Below are 18,751 nucleotides of genomic sequence, written 5' to 3'. Positions count from 1 at the left end.
CATCAAAGGCACGCGGCGCGCGAATCGGAGGGCATGCTACAGTTCGGCGAGGCCCATTCGCTGAAGGAGCCGGATTCATGGCCGAGCACCACGCCACGATCAGCTGGACACGCACGGGATCGCCCGACGACTTCACGAAGGGAAAGTACTCCCGCGAGCACACCTGGACCTTCGATGGCGGCCTCACCGTGCCGGGCTCGTCCTCGCCCTCGGTGGTGCCGGCGCCTTGGTCGAACCCCTCCGCGGTGGATCCCGAGGAAGCGCTCGTGGCCGCGATCTCGAGCTGCCACATGCTCACCTTCGTGTATCTGGCCCAGAAGGCGGGCTTCGTGGTGGATGCCTACGAGGACGCCGCGGTGGGCAAGATGACGAAGACCGAGCGGGGCGGGACGCCCTGGGTGAGCCACGTCACGCTGACCCCGCGCATCAGCTGGGGCGGGACGAAGCGGCCCTCCGAGGCCGAGGAGGAGCATCTCCATCACGAGGCGCACGAGCAGTGCTTCATCGCGCAGTCGGTGAAGACGGAGATCACGGTCGCGCGTCCCGCCTGATGGTCATTCGCCACTCGCCCGCGCGACTCGCCGGCGTCGCCCTCCTGGTCCTCGTCGCGATGCTCCTGGTGACGCCCCACGCGGAGGCCCAGGCGTCCTTCGGCTCCCGGCCGGTACGCATCGGCCGCCTCTCGCCGCTGTCCGCCGAGGCGGACCGGATCAACATGACCGCCTTTCGCAAGGGCATGAGCGAGCTCGGCTGGATCGAGGGCAGGACCTACTCGATCGAGTCGCGCTTCGCCGACGGCCAGCTCGACCGGCTGCCCGCGCTCGCCGCGCAGCTCGTCGAGCAGCGCCCGGACCTGATCCTCACCGGCTCCAATCCCGGCGCGATGGCGGCCAAGAAGGCCACGAGCTCCATCCCGATCGTGATGGTCACCACCGGGGATCCCGTCGCCTACGGGCTCGTCGCGAGCCTACCCCGTCCCGGCGGTAACCTCACCGGCGTCACCGCGCTCGGCCAGGCGCTGAGCGCCAAGCGGCTGGAGCTCCTCAAGGAAGCAGTCCCGGGGATCACCCGGGTGGCTGTGCTGTCGAAGACCGGAACGCCCTACGCAGCCGACTTCCAGCGGGACCGGGCGGCCATCAGCCGCGGGCTGGGACTCGAGCTTCCCTTCTTCGAAGCGGCGAGCGTGGACGCGCTCGACAAGGCCTTCGCCGCGATCGCCGCGGAGCGGGCGACCGCGCTCATGGTGGTCGTCGACCCCTACTTCCTCACTCATCGCCGGAAGATCATCGCCCTCGCCGCCAAGGGCCGCCTGCCCGCCGTCTACGGAGAGAAGGAGTTCGTCGAGGACGGTGGGCTCATGTTCTACGGGGCGAGCCTCGTGGACATGTACCGCGAGGCCGCCGGCTACGCCGACAAGATCCTCAAGGGGGCCAAGCCGGCCGAGATCCCCGTCGAGCAGCCGACCAAGCTCGATCTGATCGTCAACCTCAAGACCGCGAAGGCGCTCGGCATCACGATCCCCCGCTCGGTACGCTTGCGGGCCGATCGCGTGATGGAGTGAGCCGCCGGCCGAGCACGGCATGACGTCGGCCACTCGGCGCCGGCTCAAGCAGCTGTTCGGCATCATGGCGGTGGTCTGCGCCATCACCCCCGTCTTCAACGTCCTCACCGACGAGGTGTCGCTGCGCTCGGCGTTGCAGGGCGTGGTGGACGGGATCATCGTCACCGCCCTCGTCGGCGGATTCCTCCTGTTCGTCCGGGGCGGACGCCTCCGCGGATGGTTCCGGCGCCTGGGATTCATGACGGATCTCTTCCTCAGCAGCGCCATCGTGCTCGGCCTCTTCCTGGTGGGCCGCGCCACCGGCCTCATGGTGACGAGCCTGAGCGTCCGACGCTTCATGACGAGCTTCGGCGACGCCCATCTCGTCTACGCGCTCCCCTACTTCGCGATCGTCGCCGTCGTCGTCCAGTTCCTCCAGCAGATGAACCGCATCGTCGGCATCAACGTGCTCCGCTACTTCGTCACCGGCGTCTATCACCGGCCGCACGCCGAGGAGCGCATCTTCCTGTTCCTCGACCTCGAAGGCTCCACCCAGCTCGCGGAGCGCCTGGGCAGCGCCCGCTACTTCGAGCTGCTGCGCCAGTTCGTGGACGACCTCACCGAGCCGGTGCTCGAGTCCCGCGGGGCGATCTACCAGTACGCGGGCGACGAGGTCGTGATCACGTGGCCGCGCGAGGCGGGCGCCCGGGAAGCGGCCTGCGTGCGCTGCTTCTTCGGGATCCGCGCCGTCGTCGCCGAGCGCGCCACCGCCTACGAGCGCCAGTTCGGCGTCGTGCCGCGCTTTCGCGGCGGACTGCACGGGGGTACGGTGACGGCGGGCGAGCTGGGCGACCTCCGGCAGGAGATCGTGTTCGTGGGGGACATTCTCAACACTGCGGCACGCCTCGAGGAGTACGCCAAGCGCGCCGGGCTCGAGCTGATCGCCTCGGGAGCGTTGCTGGAGGGCCTCACGCTTCCGCCGGGCGTCGTCGCCTCACGGTGCGGCGAGCTCGAGCTGCGCGGGAAGGACGCGCGGGTCACCGCGTACAGCCTGAGCGACGGCTGAGAGGCTAGCGCGCAGCGGGCGCGGGCGCCGGCGCCGCGGCGTTGGGCGCCCGGCTGCCGAACGCCCCCGGAAGCATCGCCACGAACAGCGTGGTCAAGGCGGAGAGGCACGCCATGACCAGCAGCAGCGTGGTGAAGCCCGCGCTCTTGACCACGGGCCCGAGCACCCACACCGCGAGCGAGCTCACCCCGAAGGACACCGTCAGTCGCATCCCCGACACGCGCGAGCGCATCCGGTCGTCGACGTACTGGACGATCATCGCGTCGATGAACGGAATGGCGCCGAAGACGAAGGTCATGAAGGCCAGGGCCAGCGCGTAGAGCGCCCAGCCCTGCGCGTGGGCGGCGAGCACGAACAGCGGCACCTGCGCGGCCACGATGGGGAGATACACGCGCTTGAGCGGGTAGCGATCGATGAGCTTGCCGACCACGAGCTGCGCGAACGACGCCACCGTGTAGACCGCGGCGAGGAGCACGCCCAGCGTGGCGGGATCGTCCACGATGCCCCCGAAGCGCTCGGCGAGGAGGCGGCCGTTGCCGTTGGTGGTGAAGTTGAAGATGAGGCTTCCCGAGATGGCGGCCAGCGTCATCACGAAGAACACGCGGACCATGACGTCGCGGGGCAGGTCGACGGACTTCTTCGGCCGCTTGGCGGGCGCGATCTCCTCGCGCGGCACCAGGGCAGCGAACAGCAGCCCGCACGTGATCGCGACGAGGCCGGGCACCAGGAAGGCCGCGCGCCAGCCGAAGAGCTTCACGAGGAACCCGGTGAGAACAGCCGCGCCCGCAATGCCGAGATTGCCGGCGAGCCCGTTGACCCCGATGGTGAAGCCCGGGTTCCTGGCCCCCTGCACGATCATGGGAATGCCTACCGGGTGATAGATCGACGCGAAGGCGCCCATCAACACGAGCGAGGCGGCGAGCGCCCAGGGCCCGCGGGCGAGGGCGACCAGGCAGGCCGCGGCGCCGAGCCCGATGAAGAAGATCACCATCATCACGCGCCGACCCCAGAGATCGCCGAGCCGGCCCGACGGCAGGGAGCCGAGCCCGAAGAGGACGAAGGCGCCCGCGGTGTACGGCATGAGATCCTGCCAGGCCATGCCCCATTCCGCCGCGATGGTCCCGACGGCGGTGGCGAAGATCAAGAGGAAGAGATGATCGAGCGCGTGGCCGATGTTCAGCAGCAGGCTGGTCGGGCTCAGTCTGGACATGGCCCTACTCTAGCCTTGTCTGGCCTGCCTGACTTGCTATAGTCTGCCAACCATCGTCGAGAACCGGACATGATGGCCCTCCCGACCCCCCGCGCCCGCTCCACCGACCCCAGGGACTATCAGCGCGTCCCCCGGCCGGTGGCCGCCATGGCCAAGGACTTCCCCGACGGCTTCCACATCGCGCCGCACTCTCACGAGCGCGCTCAGCTCATCTTCGCCGCCCAGGGGGCCATGCTCGTGAGCACGCGGGAGGGCACCTGGGCGGTGCCTCCGCAGCGCGCGGTGTGGATGCCGGGCGGGATCACGCACGAGATCCGCATGGCGGGCGCGGTGGCCATGCGCACGCTCTACATCCGCGGGGACGCCTCCCCGCGCCTGCCCTCGCGCGTGCGCGTGCTCGCGGTCTCCGCGCTCCTGCGCGAGCTGATCCTCCGTGCGTGCGACCTGCCCGTGCGTTATGACGAGGCGGGGCCGGCGGGCCGGCTCATGAGCCTGATCCTGGACGAGATCGCGGCGCTACCCGCCATCGCCCTCGATCTGCCGCTCCCGCGCGACGAGCGGCTCGCCCGCATCTGCCGCGCCCTCCGCGCGAACCCGGGCGACGCGCGCACCCTCGACGACTGGGCGCGCGAGGCGGGGGCCTCCGCGCGCACCATCGCCCGTCTCTTCGTCAAGGAAACGGGGCTGCCCTTCGCGGGCTGGCGGCAGCAGGCGCGACTCCTCGCCGCGATGGCCCTCCTCGCCGCCGGCCAGCCCATCACGCGCATCGCGGGTGACCTCGGATACGACTCCCCCTCGGCGTTCACGGCCATGTTCAAGCGCGCGCTGGGCGCGCCGCCCAGCGCCTACTTCACCGCGCCGGCGGACGGGACCGCCGCGGGACGGCCCGCCTGAGCCGAGCGCAGGGGGGTCGGCGGGGCCCTGCGGTAGAGGCTGGGAGGTGACGAGCCGCCGAGTCGCGCGGGCGCGCGATCAGCGGTTGCCCTGGGCGAGGTAGAACGACAGAGACTCGAGCTCGATCGCCAGATCGACGTTCTTCAGGCGCACGTCCTTCGCGCCCTTGATGCGGCCGGGGGCGAAGTTGAGGATGGCTTTGATGCCCGCGGCGACCAGCTTCTCCGTCACCGACTGCGCCGACTCGGCCGGCACCGCCACGATGGCGATCTGGAGATTCCGCGCCTTCACCTCGCGCGGCAGATCACGCATCGGCATGATGGGGATGCCGCCTTCGGCATGCCCCCACTTGGCGGGGTCGTCATCGAACACGGCGGCGATGCGGAAGCCCTGCTTGGCGAATCCCTTGTAGTGGTAGAGGGCCGCGCCCAGGTTGCCGAGCCCGACCAGCGCCACCGGCCACTCGCGATCCAGCCCCAGGATCTTCTGCAGCTCCGCCTTGAGCCCGGCCACGTAGTAGCCGATTCCTCGCACACCGAACTCGCCGAAGTAGGCGAGGTCCTTGCGCACCTGGGCGGAGTTGAAGTTGAAGCGCTCGGCGAGCTCCTGCGAGGACACCGTCTTGACGCCGTCCTCCTCCAGCTGCTGGAGGCACCGCGTGTACACGGACAGCCGTCGCACGGTCATCTCGGGGATCTTTGGAATCTTGAAATGCGAGCGCGGCGTCATGCGTCCACCCCCCTCTCCCCTCCTTCGCCCCCTGCCTTCTCCCCTGTGGGAGAGGGAGGGCGAAGGGAGTGGAAAGGGAATCCCTGCGTTATGACTTCACGAAGAGCAGGATGACGGCGATGACGAACACGAACAGCGTCAGCGACTCGATGAACGCGAGACCCAGGATCATCGCGGTCTGAATGCGGTTCGTGTTGCCGGGCTGGCGCGCCATCGCGTCTACCGCCGAGCCCGCCGCGCGCCCCTGACCCAGACCGCAGAGACCGGCGGCCAGCCCGAACCCGAGGCCCGCGGCCAGCGCCGCGAACGGCTTGACCCACTCACCTGGGCCGCCCGCCGCGGCATCCGCCGCCAGCGCGATCCCTGGAACCGCGAACACCGCCATGAGGGCGAACATCAGTGTACGTCGCACGGACTTCCTCCTTGGTATGTGGGTCATGACTGCTAGTGATGGCCCGCGGGGGCGTGGTGCGCCTCGTGCTCGGCTTCCTCGAGGGCGCCCGTGATGTAGATCATGGTGAGCATGACGAAGATGAACGCCTGGAGGAACGCGACCAGCAGCTTCAGCGGGAGCAGGAATCCGATCACGAACGCGGCGGCGACGATGGTGCCCGGCGCGCCGATCACCAGGCCCCCGAACGAGCCGGTGAGCGCCCAGCCCAGCAGGCCGTCGAAGCCCATCATGAAGAAGAAGATGGCGATGAGGATGTGGCCGCCGGCCATGTTGCCGAAGAGCCGCAGCGAGAGCGAGAGCGGGCGCGCGAGGTGGCTGATCACCTCGATGACGAACATGAGCGGCTTGAGCGGGCCCGGCACCGGCCCCGCGAAGTGCTTGAGATAGGGAATGAGTCCTTGCTTGCGCACGCCGATCACGTGGTACGTGAAGAACACGATGAGCGCGCACGCCGCGGTGGTGTTCAAGTTCGCGGTGGGCGACGCCATCCCGGGCACCAGACCCATCAGGTTGGACGTGAGGATGAAGAGGCCGAGGGTCCCGACCAGGGGCAGGTAGCGCCGCCCGCCGGCTCCGATCACCTCGTCGAGGATCTGGTGGAACTGCTCGAGCACCATCTCCATGAGGTTTTGCGCGCCCGTCGGCACCAGGGCGAGGCGCCGCGTGGCGAAGAGGGAGACCACGATGAGGAAGAGCATCGCGATCCACGTATAGGTGACGTGATCCGGGATGCCGGGCAGTCGGAAGATCGGCGGGTGCTCGATGATGTCCATGCGGTTCGGTCCTCAGTCTCGCGCGGCGAGAAGACCCTGGGCCACCAACGCCGGCGGCAGCACGAACAGGCCGGCGGCCACCGCCACCGGGTGCGTCACCCCGCTGGCGACGAGGCCACCGAGGGCGAGCAGCGCGGCGATCTTGCGGAAGCCGAGGGCGGAGAGACGGCCTTCGCCCGAGGTGGCCCGTATGGCGTCGCGAGCCAGCCAGCGGAAGTTCAGGAGCGTGATGACGGCGCCGCCGGCCACGCCGACAGCCGCGCTGGGGCCGCCGACGAAGGCGGCGGCGACGGAGAGGAGGGCGGCTCCGCCCAGGCCCGTCAGCGTCACGCGGTTCACCAGTTCAGCGGCCATCATCACTCACTCGTCCATGCGGTTCAGCGCCTGCAGGGCGCGGTAAAGGTTCCACGCGGCGGCCGCGATCCCGAAGCCCAGGCCCACCAGCAGGAGCCACGGCTGCGTGCCCAGGAGCCGATCGGCGAAGTACCCGCCGACCAGCCCGACGATGACGCATGCGAATAGCGTCGTCCCCAGCTGGGCATAGCTCGCGATGCCACGCCATGACGACCGGTCCATCCCGGGAGCCATGTGAACCGAAACACTAGCACACGCCCTCGGGCCTGACAAGGCCTCGCAACATGCTGATTACGTGTTCGTTTTCATAGGTCCTGCGCTGGCGGGTCAGTACAAAGGCTCACCCGAAGACGCCTCCCATCCGGGTGCCGGCTACGCGATTGATCACGAAGGTGGCGAGGGCGGCCACGACGATCAGGATCACGCCCAGCGCCGCCGCCTCGTTGGCGCTTCCCGCGATATAGAAGGCGAAGATGCCGTTGGTGATCGACTCCCAGCCTCCGAGCGCCAGGAAGAGGACGGCGGACGCCTCCTGGAGCGAGGTCATGAACGAGAAGAGGCTGCCGACGAGGACGCCCTTCCAGATCAAGGGCAGCGTGATGTCCCGGAAGGTGCGCGCGCCGGTCGCCCCCACGCTGGCCGCCGCCTCCTCCATGGACCGATGCACGAGCAGGAGCGAGGCGTAGGCGCCGCGCACGGTGTACGGCAGCCGCCGCACCGCCAGCACCAGCGGCATCACGATCCAGAAGGACGTGAGCGGTCGGTCGAAGCCGGGCAGATCCCAGTGGAAGGCGCGGATGTAGGCGATGCCGATGGCGGTGCCGGGGATGGCGAGGATCAGGGTGTTGAGCGCGTCGAGCGCATCGCGCCCCGGCACCTGCGAGCGCCCGAGTAGCCACGCGATGGGGACCCCGACCGCCACACAGATGGCCACGGCGATCCCCGAGTAGAGGAAGCTGTTCAGGATGTACTTCGGCGTCTCCACGATCACCCGCTCGTAGTACTGCAGCGTGTACGCGGTGGGCAGCGGGGTGAGCGACCACCCCTTCCCCACGGAGGCGAGGGCGACCCCGAAGTACGGGATGAATGCCAGGAGGAGGAGCGCGCCGAGGAACGCGAGGGCGAGCGCCTGGTGGACCCCGCGCAGGCGACGGCGCGCGACCCGCGAGTAGGCCAGCGAGGAGTAGTCCTTGAGGCCCACGTAGTGCCGCGCGGCGAGGAGGAAGAGTACCGCCAGCAGCACCATGAGGGCCGAGATGACGATGCCCATCCGGAAGATGCGCTTGTCCACGAACTGGACGATGTTGAGGTAGGCCTGGGCGGCGAGGAGGTCCTGGACGCCCAGGATCAGCGGCGTGGCGAAGTCGGAGAAGGTCCAGATGAACACGAGGAGCGCGCCCGCCACGTAGCCGGGAGTGGTGAGGGGCAGCGTCACCGTCCAGAATTTCCTCCAGCCCCGCGCTCCCACGCTCTCCGCCGCCTCCTCCAGCGCGGGGTCGATCTTGCCGAGGGCATCGACCACATTGAGCGTGATCATCGGGAAGAGGTGGAGCGTCTCCACCAGCACCACCCCGTGGATCCCGTAGAGGAAGTTCACCGGGCGGAGGAGGTCGAGCCAGTCCATGAGGAGCACGTTTACCGTCCCCGCCCGTCCCAGGATGAAGGTGAAGCCGAGCACGCCGACCAGCGGCGGCGAGATGATGGGAATGATGGTGAGGAAGCTGAAGAGGTCGCGCCCCCGGAAGTCGTAGCGCACCAGGAGGAACGCCACCGCGATCCCGAGCACGCTGCTCGTCAGCACCGTGAGCACGCCCAGCAGGAGCGAGTTCCACAGCGACCGGAGATAGAAGCGGTCGGTGAAGAAATCGTGGAAGTGCGCCAGGGTGAGCTGGCCCCCCTCGGTGGTGACCGCGTCGTAGAAGATGCGGACGAGCGGGTAGACGAGGAACAGCCCCAGGAAGAGCCAGATCAGCGTGACCCCGGCGGCGAGCGGGAGGCGCCGGCCCACGGGGCGGGGCCCGCTAGGCCCGACCGAGGCGCTGCCGCAAGTAGTCGCCGATCTCGTGGGTGCAGGCCGTGCCCTGGGGAATGGCCTTGGTCAGTGAGACGAAGGCGTGGATCTGGCCTGGATACTCGTGATACTGCACGTCCGCGCCCGCCTTCTCGAGCGCCGTCGCGTACGCATGCCCCTCGTCGCGCAGGGGATCGAAGCCCGCGGTGATGATGAGCGCCGGCGGCTGCCCGCGCAGGTCGCCGAGGATCGGCGAGACGCGCGGATCCTTCTTGTCGGCCTCGCCGCGGAGGTACTGCTGCGCGTACCACACGATGCGCTCGCGCGGTATGATGTGACCGTTCTCCAGCTCGTGGTGGGATGGCGTGCTCATGGAGAAGTCGGTGGCGGGGTAGATCAGCACCTGGCACGTGGGCAGGGGCAGGCCGCCCGCCTTCGCGAGCTGGCACACCACCGCCGAGAGATTCCCGCCTGCCGAGTCGCCACCGATCGCCACGCGCGCCTGATCCACGCCGAGGGCGCGCCCGTGCTCGCGGATCCACCGATAGGCGGCCAGGCAATCCTCCACCGCGGCGGGGAACTTCGCCTCCGGCGCCAGGCGGTAATCGATGGCCACGACCACGATCCCCGCGCGCTGCGCGAGGCGCGCACAGAGGCCGTGATGGGTCTCGAGATCGCCCTGCACCCAGCCCCCGCCGTGGAGATACACGAGGCCGGGCCGCGGCCCGCCCCCGCTCGCGGCATCGTAGACCCGCGCCGGGATGGCGCCGGCGGGGCCGGGGACCGTCACGTCCTCGATGCGGGCGAGCGCGGGGGCCGGCTCGTCCATGAGGGTGACCATGGTGCGCAGCTGCTGCCGGAGCTCGGGCAGCGGCGGGTAGACCCCGGGCACGCGAATCGACTTCGCGAACTCGCCGACCAGCTGGGCCTTCGGATCCATGGTGCGGCTGCCCATCGTGATGCGATGGCCGGCGAGGAAGCGGAGGGCGTCGTTCTCGGGCATGAGGGTGTGCGAGAGCTCGAGCTTGGGCAGCGCCTGCTTGTCCGTCATGGCTCCTCCGGCAAGGCCAGGGTCACGGAGGCCGGGAAGGACACCGTCACCGCCCGGCCCACGGGCATGGGATTGTGATGCCACGGGTCGCGGATGTCGGCCTTGAGGACCAGGCCGGCCCCCGTCTCCACGTCGTAGCGCAGCGTGCTTCCGAGATACGAGGTGAACGCGACCCGGCCGCTGACCGCGTTGCCCCCGTTGGCGCCGGCGCTCCCCGCCCCCGCGGCCGCGATGACCACGTTCTCCGGCCGGATGGCGAGGACGCAGCGGTCGGTGACCCCCGCGGCCGCGTTGGGAATGGCCTCGAGCCGCCCGACCCCGGTCTCCACGACGACCCGCTCGCCGCGCCGCTCGCGCACCTGGCCGGGGAGGAGATTGTTGGTCCCCACGAAGTCGGCCACGAAGCGGGTGCGGGGCCGCTCGTAGATCTCCTTGGGCGCGCCCACCTGGAGCACGCGGCCGTCCTTCATCACCGCCACCCGGTCCGAGAGCGAGAGCGCCTCCTCCTGATCGTGGGTCACGTAGATGGTGGTGATACCGAGCTCCTGCTGGAGCTTGCGGATCTCGGCGCGCACCTGCACGCGGATCTTGGCATCGAGGTTCGAGAGCGGCTCGTCCAGCAGCAGGATGTCGGGGTTCAGCACGAGCGCGCGGGCCAGGGCCACCCGCTGCTGCTGGCCGCCGGAGAGCTGGCCGGGATAGCGCGACTCGAGGCCGCCGAGATTCACCTTGGCGAGCCCCTCGCGCACGCGCCGCTCGACCTCGGCGGCGGCGAGCTTGCGGAGGCGGAGGCCGTACGACACGTTGCCCGCCACCGTCATGTGTGGCCAGAGCGCGTAGTTCTGGAACACCATGCCGATGTTGCGCTCGTAGGGCGCGAGCCCGCTGACCACCCGCTCTCCGAAGGCGATCTCGCCCGCATCGGGCTGATAGAAGCCGGCGAGCAGACGCAGGAGCGTGGTCTTCCCGCAGCCCGACGGGCCCAGCAACGTGAACAGCTCGCCGTCGGCGACGTCCAGCTCGGCGCGGTCCACCGCGGTGACCGTGCCGAACCGCTTGACGACGCCGCGGATGGCGATCTTCACGCTACTTCTTCAGCTCGTCCCACTTGGCTTCGATGTCGCTCCGGAAGCGCGTCTTGAGCGCCTCCGACCGCTTGGCCGCGACGCTCTCGTCGTAGACGTTGGTCACGTCGCCGTCGAAGTACGAGCGCACGCCGCCGGTGAACTGCACGGCCATCTCCGCGGTCGAGCCCGGCGGGCCCTGCACCTTGTACCTGGGGGTGATCGGGAAGAGGCCGCGCTCCATGAACACGCGCTGCCCGCGCTCGGTGAGGAGGAACTCCACGAAGGCGCGTGCCGCCTTGGGATTACGCGCCCCGGCGAGGATGGCCATGGGCTCCGGCGTCACGAAGGCGTTCTTGGGGGCGACGAACTTGAGATCGAAGCCCGCGAGCTTCTCCTCGAACGCCATGTAGGACGGCACCGCGAAGCCCGCCGCGAATTCGCCCTTCGCCACCACGGTGGGCACGTCGCGGCTGCGCGCGGTGAAGTGGCCGGTGTTGGCGGCGAGCTTCCGCAGCCACTCCCAGCCCTTGTCCTCGCCCAGCATCGAGAGCATCACCTCGTAGGTCGCGTTCGACGAGGACGAGCGGGTGGGCGCGCACTGGGCCACCTCGCCCTTCAGCTTGGGATTGAGAAGATCCTCCCATTCCTTCGGCTCGGGCACCCCGAGGCGCTGGAGCCGCCGCGGGTGATAGACGAGGCCGTAGGGCTCCAGCGCGGTGCCGACCCAGTAGCCGTCCTTGTCCTTCAACGGAATGGGCTTGGGCTTGCCGATGGAGGCGGGGATGGACTCCCACGCGTCCTTGGAGATCTCGACCTTCTGGAGCAGCTTCTGCTCGGCGAGCTTCTCGAAGAGCGCCGATTCCCCGCCCCAGAAGATGTCCACCTCGGGCTTGCCCTTCCACTCGGTGATGCGGCCGTAGGCCACCGGCGTGCCCGCGGGGATCGCGCTCACCTTGACGGTGACGTTCCACTTCTCCTTGGCATAGTCGGCGAAGGCCTTGAGCGCGGCGTCGTGGATGAACTTCGACACCGGCGTGATGAGGTTCAGCTCGCTCTCGACGGGCGCCTGCGCGACGGCGGGGCCGGCGGGAGCGACGAGGACCAGCAGGGTGAGGGCGACCAGGGCGAAGCGGATCATCCAGTGCCTCCTTTGTGAGGTCATGCCTCGGGCTCGACCCAGGCGCGGGCGCGCTCGACAGCGCGGCGCCATCCACGATGGGCGGCTTCACGCGCCGGCGCGGCCAGGCGGGGCGTGAAGCGGCGGCCCAGGCGCCAGCGCGAGCCCAGCTCGCCCGGCTGCCAGAGTCCCGCGCCCACGCCGGCCAGATACGCGGCGCCGAGCCCGGTCGTCTCGGTGACTGCGGGCCGGAGCACCTCGACGCCGAGCATGTCGGCCTGGAACTGGCAGAGGAAGTCGTTGGCGGAGGCCCCGCCGTCCACCCGGAGGCTCGTGATCGGGGCGCCCGCGTCCGCGGCCATCGCGTCCAGCACGTCGCGGCTCTGATACGCGATGGCTTCCAGCGCGGCGCGCGCGAGATGGCCGCGGCCGGTGCCGCGCGTGAGGCCGACCAGCGTGCCCCGCGCGTAGGGATCCCAGTAGGGCGCGCCCAGCCCCACGAAGGCGGGCACGAGGTACACGCCCCCGGTGTCCGGCACCGACTCCGCGAGGGCCTGGGTCTCGGCGGCCTCCGCGATGATGCCGAGCCCGTCGCGCAGCCACTGCACCGCCGCGCCGGCGATGAACACACTGCCCTCGAGCGCATAGGCCACGCGGCCGCCCAGGGACCACGCCACGGTGGTGAGCAGGCCGTGGCTGGACGTGACCGGCCGCGCGCCGGTATTGACGAGCAGGAAGCAGCCGGTGCCGTAGGTGTTCTTGGCCGCGCCCGGCTCGAGGCAGTTCTGGCCGAAGAGCGCGGCTTGCTGATCGCCGGCGATGCCCGTGATGGGAATGCCGGCGGGAAGCAGGGCGCCGCGCACCGTCTCGCCGAACACGCCGGCGGTCGGGCGCACCTCGGGCAGGAGCGCCATGGGAACGCCCAGCGCCGCGGTCAGCTCCGCGTCCCACGCGAGCTTCTCGATGTCGAAGCAGAGGGTGCGCGAGGCGTTGGTGGGCTCGGTGGCGTGCACGCGCCCGCCGGTGAGGCGCCAGAGGAGCCAGGTATCCACGGTGCCGAAGGCCAGCTCGCCGCGCTCCGCCTTCTCCCGCGCCCCCGCCACGTGATCGAGGAGCCACCGGATCTTGGTGCCGGAGAAGTACGCGTCGAGCACGAGACCCGTCTTCCGCCGGAACAGCGACTCGAAGCCGTCCGCCTTCAAGCGATCGCACATCGGGGCGGTGCGGCGGCACTGCCAGACGATGGCGTGGTGCACGGGCCGGCCGCCGGCGCGCTCCCACAGCACGGCGGTCTCCCGTTGATTGGTGATGCCGATGGCGGCCACCTCAGCCCCCGTGATCCCGGCGGCGCGCAGCGCCTGCCCCGCCGCGGTCTCCATCGATGTCCAGATGTCCTCGGGGTCGTGCTCCACCCAGCCCGGGCGCGGGTAGTGCTGGGGCAGCTCGGCGTAGCCACGGGCGCGCACCGCGGCGTCCCCGTCCACCACGAGCGCGGTCGAGCCGGTGGTGCCCTGATCCAGCGCGAGGACGAAGCGGCGAGCCGCGCTCACCGCCCGAGGGCCGTCTTGGCCAGATCCGGCCGGTCGGTGATGACGAGATCCACGCCGAGGCCGATGAAGCGCCGGATCCCGCCCGCGTCGTTCACCGTCCACACCCCGAGGATCATCCCCGCCTGGTGCGCGAGCTCCACGGCGTCGGCGTCCACCAGGTTCTGGTGCAGCCCCAGCATGGTCACTCCGGCGCGCTGCGCCCGCTCCATCTCCGCCCGCAGGGTCGAGCCGAGGTCGCCGAGGGTGCGGCGCGAGTAGAGCGCGCACGCCCGCGCCTCCGGCCGGAGCGCCCGCACGCGCTTCCAGGTGTCACGCTCGAACGACATCACGACGGTGGCGCCGACGGCCCCGTGGCGGTCCAAGACCTCGAACACCCGCTCCTCGATGTCCGGGTAGCGCTGCTCGCGGTCGTCCACCTTGATCTCCAGCAGCATCTGGCGGTGCGTGCGCATGGCGAGCGCCACCACGTCGTCGAGCGAGGGCACGGGCTCGTCGGTGAGCGCGCCGGTGCGGTCGCGCAGCCTGAGCGCGTGTAGCTCGGCGAGGGTGTGGGCGCGCACCAGGCCCCGGCCGTTGGTGGTGCGCTCGAGGGTGGGATCGTGGATGACGACGACCTGGCCGTCCTTGGACAGGTGCACGTCGAACTCGAGGAAATCGGCGCCGAGGGTCTCGGCGGCGTTGCGGAAGGCGAGCAGGCTGTTCTCGGGCCAGAGCAGCGCGCCGCCGCGGTGGGCGGCGAACTTGGTCACGCGCGCCGCCGGCTGGGCCAGCGCGGGGCCGGCCAGGGTGGCGAGCACCCCGAGGGCGAGACTGGCGAGCATGACGAGCCTCACTTCTCGGTCTCCACCAGCCCTTTCACGAACCAGCGCTGCATGAGGACCACCACCGCCACCGGCGGGAGCATCGCGAGCACCGCGGTGGCCATGATGAGGTTCCAGTCGGTCTGGGCGTCCCCCGTGCCGATCATCTTGGTGATGCCGATCACGATGGTGTCCATGCTGCGGCTGGTCGTGATGAGGAGCGGCCACAGGTACTGGTTCCAGCCGAAGATGAACAGGATCACGAAGAGGGCGGCGATGTTGGTGCGCGAGAGCGGGATCAGGATGTCCTTGAAGAAGCGCAGCGGGCCCGCGCCGTCGATCTTCGCCGCCTCCACCAGATTGTCGGGGATCGTCATGAAGAATTGCCGGAAGAGCAGCGTCGCGGTGGCCGACGCGATCAAGGGCACGGTGAGGCCGGGAAAGGTGTTGATCAGCCCCAGATCGGACACCACCTTGAACGTCGGGATGATCCGGACCTCGACGGGCAGCATCAAGGTGACGAAGATCATCCAGAAGAAGAACATGCGGCCGGGGAACTGGAAGAAGACGACCGCATAGGCGGAGATCACCGAGACCGCGATCTTCCCCAGGGCGATCACGAGGGCCATGACCAGGCTGTTGAGGAGCATCCGCGACACCGGGGGGGCCTTTACCCGCATCCCGCTGCCGTGGGACCACGCTTGCGCGTAGTTCTCCGCGGCGAGGCCGCCGGGCAACAGGGGCAGACTCCCCCGCCCGATGGTGCCGGCGTCGTGGGTCGACCCGACCAGGGCCATGTAGATGGGAAAGGCGAACACGATCACCCCGAGGACGAGCACGAGGTGGGGCAGCCATGCCGTGCGCGAGCCGGCCTCGATCATCCGTAGTGGACCCGGCTCTCGATGTAGCGGAATTGGACGGCGGTGAGCCCCATCACGACGATGAGGAGGATGACCGACTGCGCCGACGACCCGCCGAGGTCGAGGTTGACCACGCCGTCGACGTACACCTTGTAGATGAGGGTCTCGGTGGCCTTGCCGGGGCCGCCGGCGGTGAGCGCGTGGATGGTGCCGAAGGTGTCGAAGAAGGCGTAGACGAGATTGACGACCAACAGGAAGAACGTCGTGGGCGACAACAGCGGGAAGATGATGCTCCAGAAGCGCCGCGACGGGCCTGCGCCGTCGATGGCCGCCGCCTCGATCACCGGCTTCTGGATGGCCTGGAGCCCGGCGAGGAAGAAGAGGAAGTTGTAGCTGACCTGCTTCCAGGCCGCCGCCACGATGACCAGGAGCATCGCCTGGGGCCCGTTGATCTTGTAGTCCCACGGGATCCCGAAGTCGCGAAGGGCGCGCCCGAGGATGCCAATGGTCGGATGCAGGACGAAGAGCCAGAGCACCGCGGCGACCGCGGGGGCCACCGCGTAGGGCCACATCAGTAGCGTCTTGTACACGGCGGCGCCGCGGATCCGGCGGTCCGCCATGACCGCAAGGGCGAGCGCGCTCGCCATGGACAGAAACGTGACAGAGGCGCTGAAGATCACCGTCCGCCCCGCGGAGGCGAGGTACAGCGGATCGGTGAGCACGACCTTGTAGTTCTCGAACCACACGAAGGTCTGGCGCAGCCCGAACGCATCCTGCAGGAAGAACGAGTAGTAGACGGCCTGGGCGGCGGGCCAGAAGAAGAAGACGAGGGTGATCGCGAGCTGCGGCGCGAGGAGGAGATACGGCAGCATCTTGCTGTCGAAGATCACGCGCCGCTGCACACGATCCTCATGCGCGCGGTGCGTGACCCCCAGGCCCTCACGCGCTTACGATCGATTCGCCCGCTCGAAGTTCCGCAGCACAACGTTCCCGCGCTGCACGGCGTTGTCGAGCGCCTGCTGGGCGGTCTGCTGGCCCTGGAAGGCCTTCTCCAGCTCTTCCTGGATGATGTTGCGGATCTCCGGCATGTTGCCCAGGCGGAGCCCGCGGGAGTTCTCGGTGGGCTGCGTCCGCGTGAGCTGGAGATAGGGCACGTCGGTGCCGGGGTTCTGCTGGTAGTACCCCGACGCCTTCGTCTTCTCGTACCCCGCGATGGTGACAGGGAGGAAGCCGGTGTCGGTGTGCCACTTGGCGACCACGTCGGGCTGGCTGATGTAGCGGAAGAACTCCGCCACCGCCTTGTATTCCTCGGGCTTGCGGGTGGGCGAGGTCATCACCCAGAAGCTCGCGCCGCCGATGATGGAGTTGAGCGGCGCGTGCGGCGTGCCCGGCCAGTACGGCAGCATGGCCGCGCCCCATTCGAACTTCGCCTCCCGCATGATGCGCGCGCGGAGCCCGGAGGAGGCGTGGATGATCGCGCACTCGCCGGAGGGGAACAGCGCGTCACCGGCGGCGTCGCGGCCGCCGTATTTGAACGTGCCCTCCTTCTGCATGTCCATGAGGGCCTGCACGTGCTTGACATGGATCGGGCTGTTGATCTTCAGCTCGGCGTCGAGCCCCGCCATCCCGTTGGCCTTGGTGGCGAGCGGCACGTCATGGATGGCGCTGAACTGCTCGAACTGCGCCCACGTGGGCCACGCGGTGGTGAACGCGCAGGGGGCCGCGTTGGCCGCCTTGATCTTGCGGGCGGCGGCGATGAGGTCTGGCCAGGTCTGCGGCGGCTTGGCGGGATCGAGGCCGGCCTTCTTGAAGGCGTCCTTGTTGTAGAACATGATCGTGGTCGAGCTGTTGAACGGCATGGACACCATGCGGCCGTCGGGGAGACTGTAGTAACCCTTCACCGCTGGCACGTAGGCGTTGGGATCGAAGGGCACGCCGGCCTCTTTCATCAGCTCATAGACCGGCTTCACCGCCCCGCGCGCCGACATCATCGTCGCCGTCCCCACGTCGAACATCTGCACGATGTGCGGCGCGTTGCCAGCGCGGAACGCCGCGATCGCGCCCACCATGGTCTCAGGATACGAGCCCTTGAAGCTCGGATTCACCTGGTACTGGGCCTGCGAGGCGTTGAAGTCGGCCACGATCTTCTCGAGGATGCCGCCGAGCGGCTGCGGGAGACCGTGCCAGAACTCCACCTGCACCTTCTGCTGCGCGCGTGACGGCGCGACGGCGACGACCATCGTCACCGCGAGAAGAAGGCCCATGAGGAGCGTGAACGATCGACGAGTCATGCCGGTTCCCCCTTGCTGCGAGGTTAGTGTGAGTACCGGTGGTCGCACGTACGAGCGGCTCCGGCGCGTATTCTAATTCAGGCGCGGCGATGATGCCACGCCCCTATTGCAGGGCTATGACGCGGCCTGGCGGAAGCGGTGAGAGCGGTCGACGTACTTCTGGTAAGCCTCGAGCTCGGCGCTCAGCCGGCGCGAGGACCAGCCGGCGACGTCGGCCATGCGCCGGCCGATGGACTCCGCGCAGTCGAGGCCCTGGCAGAGGCTCTGGCCGATGGCGGTGCGGCGGATGAGGAAGTCCTGGAGCGACACCGCCATCTCCTCCCGCACCGCCTGGTGGAGCTGGGCGACGATCTCGGGATTGGACGGGCACAGCCGCTCGGCGCCGTCGGGGAACTTCTTGGCGAGCTCGAGCACCCGCGTGTAGCCCCGGCCGTAGGTGTCCACGAGGATCTGCAAAGTGTCGCGGGGCAGGCCGGTGGCCGCCATCTCCGCGGAGACGTCGAGCCAGGCGCGGGCCTCGAGCTTCGCCACATCCTCGTCGAGCCCGTCGAGGCTCAGCCGGGCGGAGACCGAGGGCTGGCGCCGCTGCAACCGCGCCGCCACGAGGTCGCCCACCTCCTCGGCGAGGCTGCGGAAGCAGGTGAGCTTGGTGCCGGTCACCGACATGAGCCGTCCCTCGTTGCCCTCCAGCACCACGCGGTGATCGCGCGAGACCCTGGACGCGGCGGCGCCTTCTTCGAAAGCGAGCGGGCGCACCCCCGCGTAGGTGTAGGCCACGTGCTCGAGCGAGACGCGCGGGTCGGGCAGGACGCGGCGCACCGCTGCGAGCAGGTACTCCACCTCGCCGCGGGTGGCCCACAGGCGGTCGGGATCGCCGTCGAAGTCCGTGTCGGTGGTGCCGACCAGCGAGAAGTCGCGCCATGGAATCACGAAGATCATCCGCTCGTCGGAGTCCGACGAGAGATACACCGCCCGCTCGGTCAG

At 69.4% G+C, this 18,751-nt stretch carries 20 protein-coding genes; 4 read left to right on the top strand and 16 right to left on the bottom strand.

The genetic code is table 11. The features are described 5' to 3' along the window. Window positions 1-77 precede the first annotated feature (77 nt). From VFX14_22435 to VFX14_22425, 3 genes are read left to right on the top strand one after another with little or no spacing between them, the layout of a single operon-like run. Window positions 78-551 carry an OsmC family protein gene (locus VFX14_22435; protein ID HEU5192452.1) on the top strand — a complete coding sequence of 158 codons (474 nt, stop codon included), beginning with the start codon at window positions 78-80 and terminating at the stop codon, window positions 549-551. Then, a complete protein-coding gene (locus tag VFX14_22430; GenBank protein HEU5192451.1) occupies window positions 551-1,561 on the top strand; it encodes an ABC transporter substrate-binding protein in 1,011 nt (336 codons plus the stop codon). Before VFX14_22435 ends, VFX14_22430 begins: the two co-directional genes overlap by 1 nt. A gap of 19 nt (window positions 1,562-1,580) precedes the next feature. Beyond that, the gene (locus VFX14_22425) at window positions 1,581-2,606 is read left to right on the top strand and encodes an adenylate/guanylate cyclase domain-containing protein (GenBank protein ID HEU5192450.1); all 1,026 of its coding nucleotides are present in this window, start codon (window positions 1,581-1,583) and stop codon (window positions 2,604-2,606) included. Window positions 2,607-2,610: 4 nt separating this feature from the next. Here the strand turns inward: VFX14_22425 and VFX14_22420 are convergent, their stop codons facing one another. Beyond that, entirely contained in the window at window positions 2,611-3,816 is a 1,206-nt protein-coding gene (locus VFX14_22420; GenBank protein ID HEU5192449.1) for an MFS transporter, read from the bottom strand. A gap of 69 nt (window positions 3,817-3,885) precedes the next feature. On the opposite strand from VFX14_22420, the gene VFX14_22415 reads away from it, so the two are divergent. Further along, window positions 3,886-4,710 carry a helix-turn-helix transcriptional regulator gene (locus VFX14_22415; GenBank protein HEU5192448.1) on the top strand — a complete coding sequence of 275 codons (825 nt, stop codon included), beginning with the start codon at window positions 3,886-3,888 and terminating at the stop codon, window positions 4,708-4,710. A 78-nt stretch (window positions 4,711-4,788) separates the two neighbouring features. On the opposite strand, the gene VFX14_22410 is transcribed toward VFX14_22415, so the two are convergent. The 15 genes from VFX14_22410 to VFX14_22340 all read right to left on the bottom strand — a co-directional run. Then, window positions 4,789-5,439, bottom strand: coding sequence for a redox-sensing transcriptional repressor Rex (locus VFX14_22410; GenBank protein ID HEU5192447.1), 651 nt, complete (start codon window positions 5,437-5,439; stop codon window positions 4,789-4,791). A gap of 88 nt (window positions 5,440-5,527) precedes the next feature. Continuing rightward, the gene (locus VFX14_22405) at window positions 5,528-5,851 is read right to left on the bottom strand and encodes an ATP synthase F0 subunit C (protein ID HEU5192446.1); all 324 of its coding nucleotides are present in this window, start codon (window positions 5,849-5,851) and stop codon (window positions 5,528-5,530) included. Between the two features lie 32 nt (window positions 5,852-5,883). Next, on the bottom strand, window positions 5,884-6,666 hold the full coding sequence (atpB, locus tag VFX14_22400; GenBank protein ID HEU5192445.1) for a F0F1 ATP synthase subunit A: 783 nt from the start codon (window positions 6,664-6,666) through the stop codon (window positions 5,884-5,886). A gap of 12 nt (window positions 6,667-6,678) precedes the next feature. Continuing rightward, window positions 6,679-7,023 carry a hypothetical protein gene (locus VFX14_22395; protein HEU5192444.1) on the bottom strand — a complete coding sequence of 115 codons (345 nt, stop codon included), beginning with the start codon at window positions 7,021-7,023 and terminating at the stop codon, window positions 6,679-6,681. 3 nt (window positions 7,024-7,026) lie between these two features. Continuing rightward, on the bottom strand, window positions 7,027-7,242 hold the full coding sequence (locus VFX14_22390; protein ID HEU5192443.1) for an AtpZ/AtpI family protein: 216 nt from the start codon (window positions 7,240-7,242) through the stop codon (window positions 7,027-7,029). Window positions 7,243-7,360: 118 nt separating this feature from the next. Then, window positions 7,361-9,028: an iron ABC transporter permease gene (locus VFX14_22385; GenBank protein ID HEU5192442.1), complete on the bottom strand. Its 1,668-nt coding sequence runs from the start codon at window positions 9,026-9,028 to the stop codon at window positions 7,361-7,363. A 13-nt stretch (window positions 9,029-9,041) separates the two neighbouring features. Continuing rightward, window positions 9,042-10,082, bottom strand: coding sequence for an alpha/beta hydrolase (locus tag VFX14_22380; GenBank protein ID HEU5192441.1), 1,041 nt, complete (start codon window positions 10,080-10,082; stop codon window positions 9,042-9,044). Next, window positions 10,079-11,167, bottom strand: a complete 1,089-nt coding sequence (locus tag VFX14_22375; GenBank protein HEU5192440.1) for an ABC transporter ATP-binding protein — start codon at window positions 11,165-11,167, stop codon at window positions 10,079-10,081. Before VFX14_22375 ends, VFX14_22380 begins: the two co-directional genes overlap by 4 nt. Window position 11,168: 1 nt before the next feature. Then, window positions 11,169-12,287, bottom strand: coding sequence for an extracellular solute-binding protein (locus tag VFX14_22370; protein ID HEU5192439.1), 1,119 nt, complete (start codon window positions 12,285-12,287; stop codon window positions 11,169-11,171). 20 nt (window positions 12,288-12,307) lie between these two features. Beyond that, the gene (glpK, locus tag VFX14_22365; protein ID HEU5192438.1) at window positions 12,308-13,816 is read right to left on the bottom strand and encodes a glycerol kinase GlpK; all 1,509 of its coding nucleotides are present in this window, start codon (window positions 13,814-13,816) and stop codon (window positions 12,308-12,310) included. Next, complete coding sequence (locus VFX14_22360) at window positions 13,813-14,649, bottom strand: glycerophosphodiester phosphodiesterase family protein (protein ID HEU5192437.1); 837 nt, start codon at window positions 14,647-14,649, stop codon at window positions 13,813-13,815. The genes glpK and VFX14_22360 overlap by 4 nt, the downstream gene beginning before the upstream one ends. Beyond that, window positions 14,646-15,497: a sn-glycerol-3-phosphate ABC transporter permease UgpE gene (gene ugpE, locus VFX14_22355; GenBank protein HEU5192436.1), complete on the bottom strand. Its 852-nt coding sequence runs from the start codon at window positions 15,495-15,497 to the stop codon at window positions 14,646-14,648. Before ugpE ends, VFX14_22360 begins: the two co-directional genes overlap by 4 nt. After that, window positions 15,494-16,378, bottom strand: coding sequence for a sn-glycerol-3-phosphate ABC transporter permease UgpA (ugpA, locus tag VFX14_22350; protein ID HEU5192435.1), 885 nt, complete (start codon window positions 16,376-16,378; stop codon window positions 15,494-15,496). Before ugpA ends, ugpE begins: the two co-directional genes overlap by 4 nt. Before the next feature lie 45 nt (window positions 16,379-16,423). Continuing rightward, a complete protein-coding gene (gene ugpB / locus VFX14_22345; GenBank protein HEU5192434.1) occupies window positions 16,424-17,767 on the bottom strand; it encodes a sn-glycerol-3-phosphate ABC transporter substrate-binding protein UgpB in 1,344 nt (447 codons plus the stop codon). A 114-nt stretch (window positions 17,768-17,881) separates the two neighbouring features. Next, a partial coding sequence (locus VFX14_22340) for an FAD-dependent oxidoreductase (protein ID HEU5192433.1) occupies window positions 17,882-18,751 on the bottom strand: 870 nt, incomplete at its 5' end.

The sequence above is a fragment of the Candidatus Methylomirabilota bacterium genome, assembly GCA_035764725.1.
Classification (GTDB): Bacteria; Methylomirabilota; Methylomirabilia; order Rokubacteriales; family CSP1-6; genus DASRWT01.
The sequence above is the reverse complement of the archived record's forward strand: the minus strand, read 5'-3'. Positions and strand labels throughout refer to the sequence as shown.

Excerpts from the sequence above, each read along its gene's own strand:
- VFX14_22420 (HEU5192449.1), bottom strand. The coding sequence starts at position 3,816 with ATGTCCAGACTGAGCCCGACCAGCCTGCTGCTGAACATCGGCCACGCG.
- ugpB (HEU5192434.1), bottom strand. The coding sequence starts at position 17,767 with ATGACTCGTCGATCGTTCACGCTCCTCATGGGCCTTCTTCTCGCGGTG.
- VFX14_22415 (HEU5192448.1), top strand. The coding sequence starts at position 3,886 with ATGATGGCCCTCCCGACCCCCCGCGCCCGCTCCACCGACCCCAGGGAC.
- VFX14_22370 (HEU5192439.1), bottom strand. The coding sequence starts at position 12,287 with ATGATCCGCTTCGCCCTGGTCGCCCTCACCCTGCTGGTCCTCGTCGCT.
- VFX14_22410 (HEU5192447.1), bottom strand. The coding sequence starts at position 5,439 with ATGACGCCGCGCTCGCATTTCAAGATTCCAAAGATCCCCGAGATGACC.
- VFX14_22395 (HEU5192444.1), bottom strand. The coding sequence starts at position 7,023 with ATGATGGCCGCTGAACTGGTGAACCGCGTGACGCTGACGGGCCTGGGC.
- VFX14_22425 (HEU5192450.1), top strand. The coding sequence starts at position 1,581 with ATGACGTCGGCCACTCGGCGCCGGCTCAAGCAGCTGTTCGGCATCATG.
- VFX14_22430 (HEU5192451.1), top strand. The coding sequence starts at position 551 with ATGGTCATTCGCCACTCGCCCGCGCGACTCGCCGGCGTCGCCCTCCTG.
- VFX14_22435 (HEU5192452.1), top strand. The coding sequence starts at position 78 with ATGGCCGAGCACCACGCCACGATCAGCTGGACACGCACGGGATCGCCC.
- ugpE (HEU5192436.1), bottom strand. The coding sequence starts at position 15,497 with ATGATCGAGGCCGGCTCGCGCACGGCATGGCTGCCCCACCTCGTGCTC.
- atpB (HEU5192445.1), bottom strand. The coding sequence starts at position 6,666 with ATGGACATCATCGAGCACCCGCCGATCTTCCGACTGCCCGGCATCCCG.
- VFX14_22390 (HEU5192443.1), bottom strand. The coding sequence starts at position 7,242 with ATGGACCGGTCGTCATGGCGTGGCATCGCGAGCTATGCCCAGCTGGGG.
- VFX14_22380 (HEU5192441.1), bottom strand. The coding sequence starts at position 10,082 with ATGACGGACAAGCAGGCGCTGCCCAAGCTCGAGCTCTCGCACACCCTC.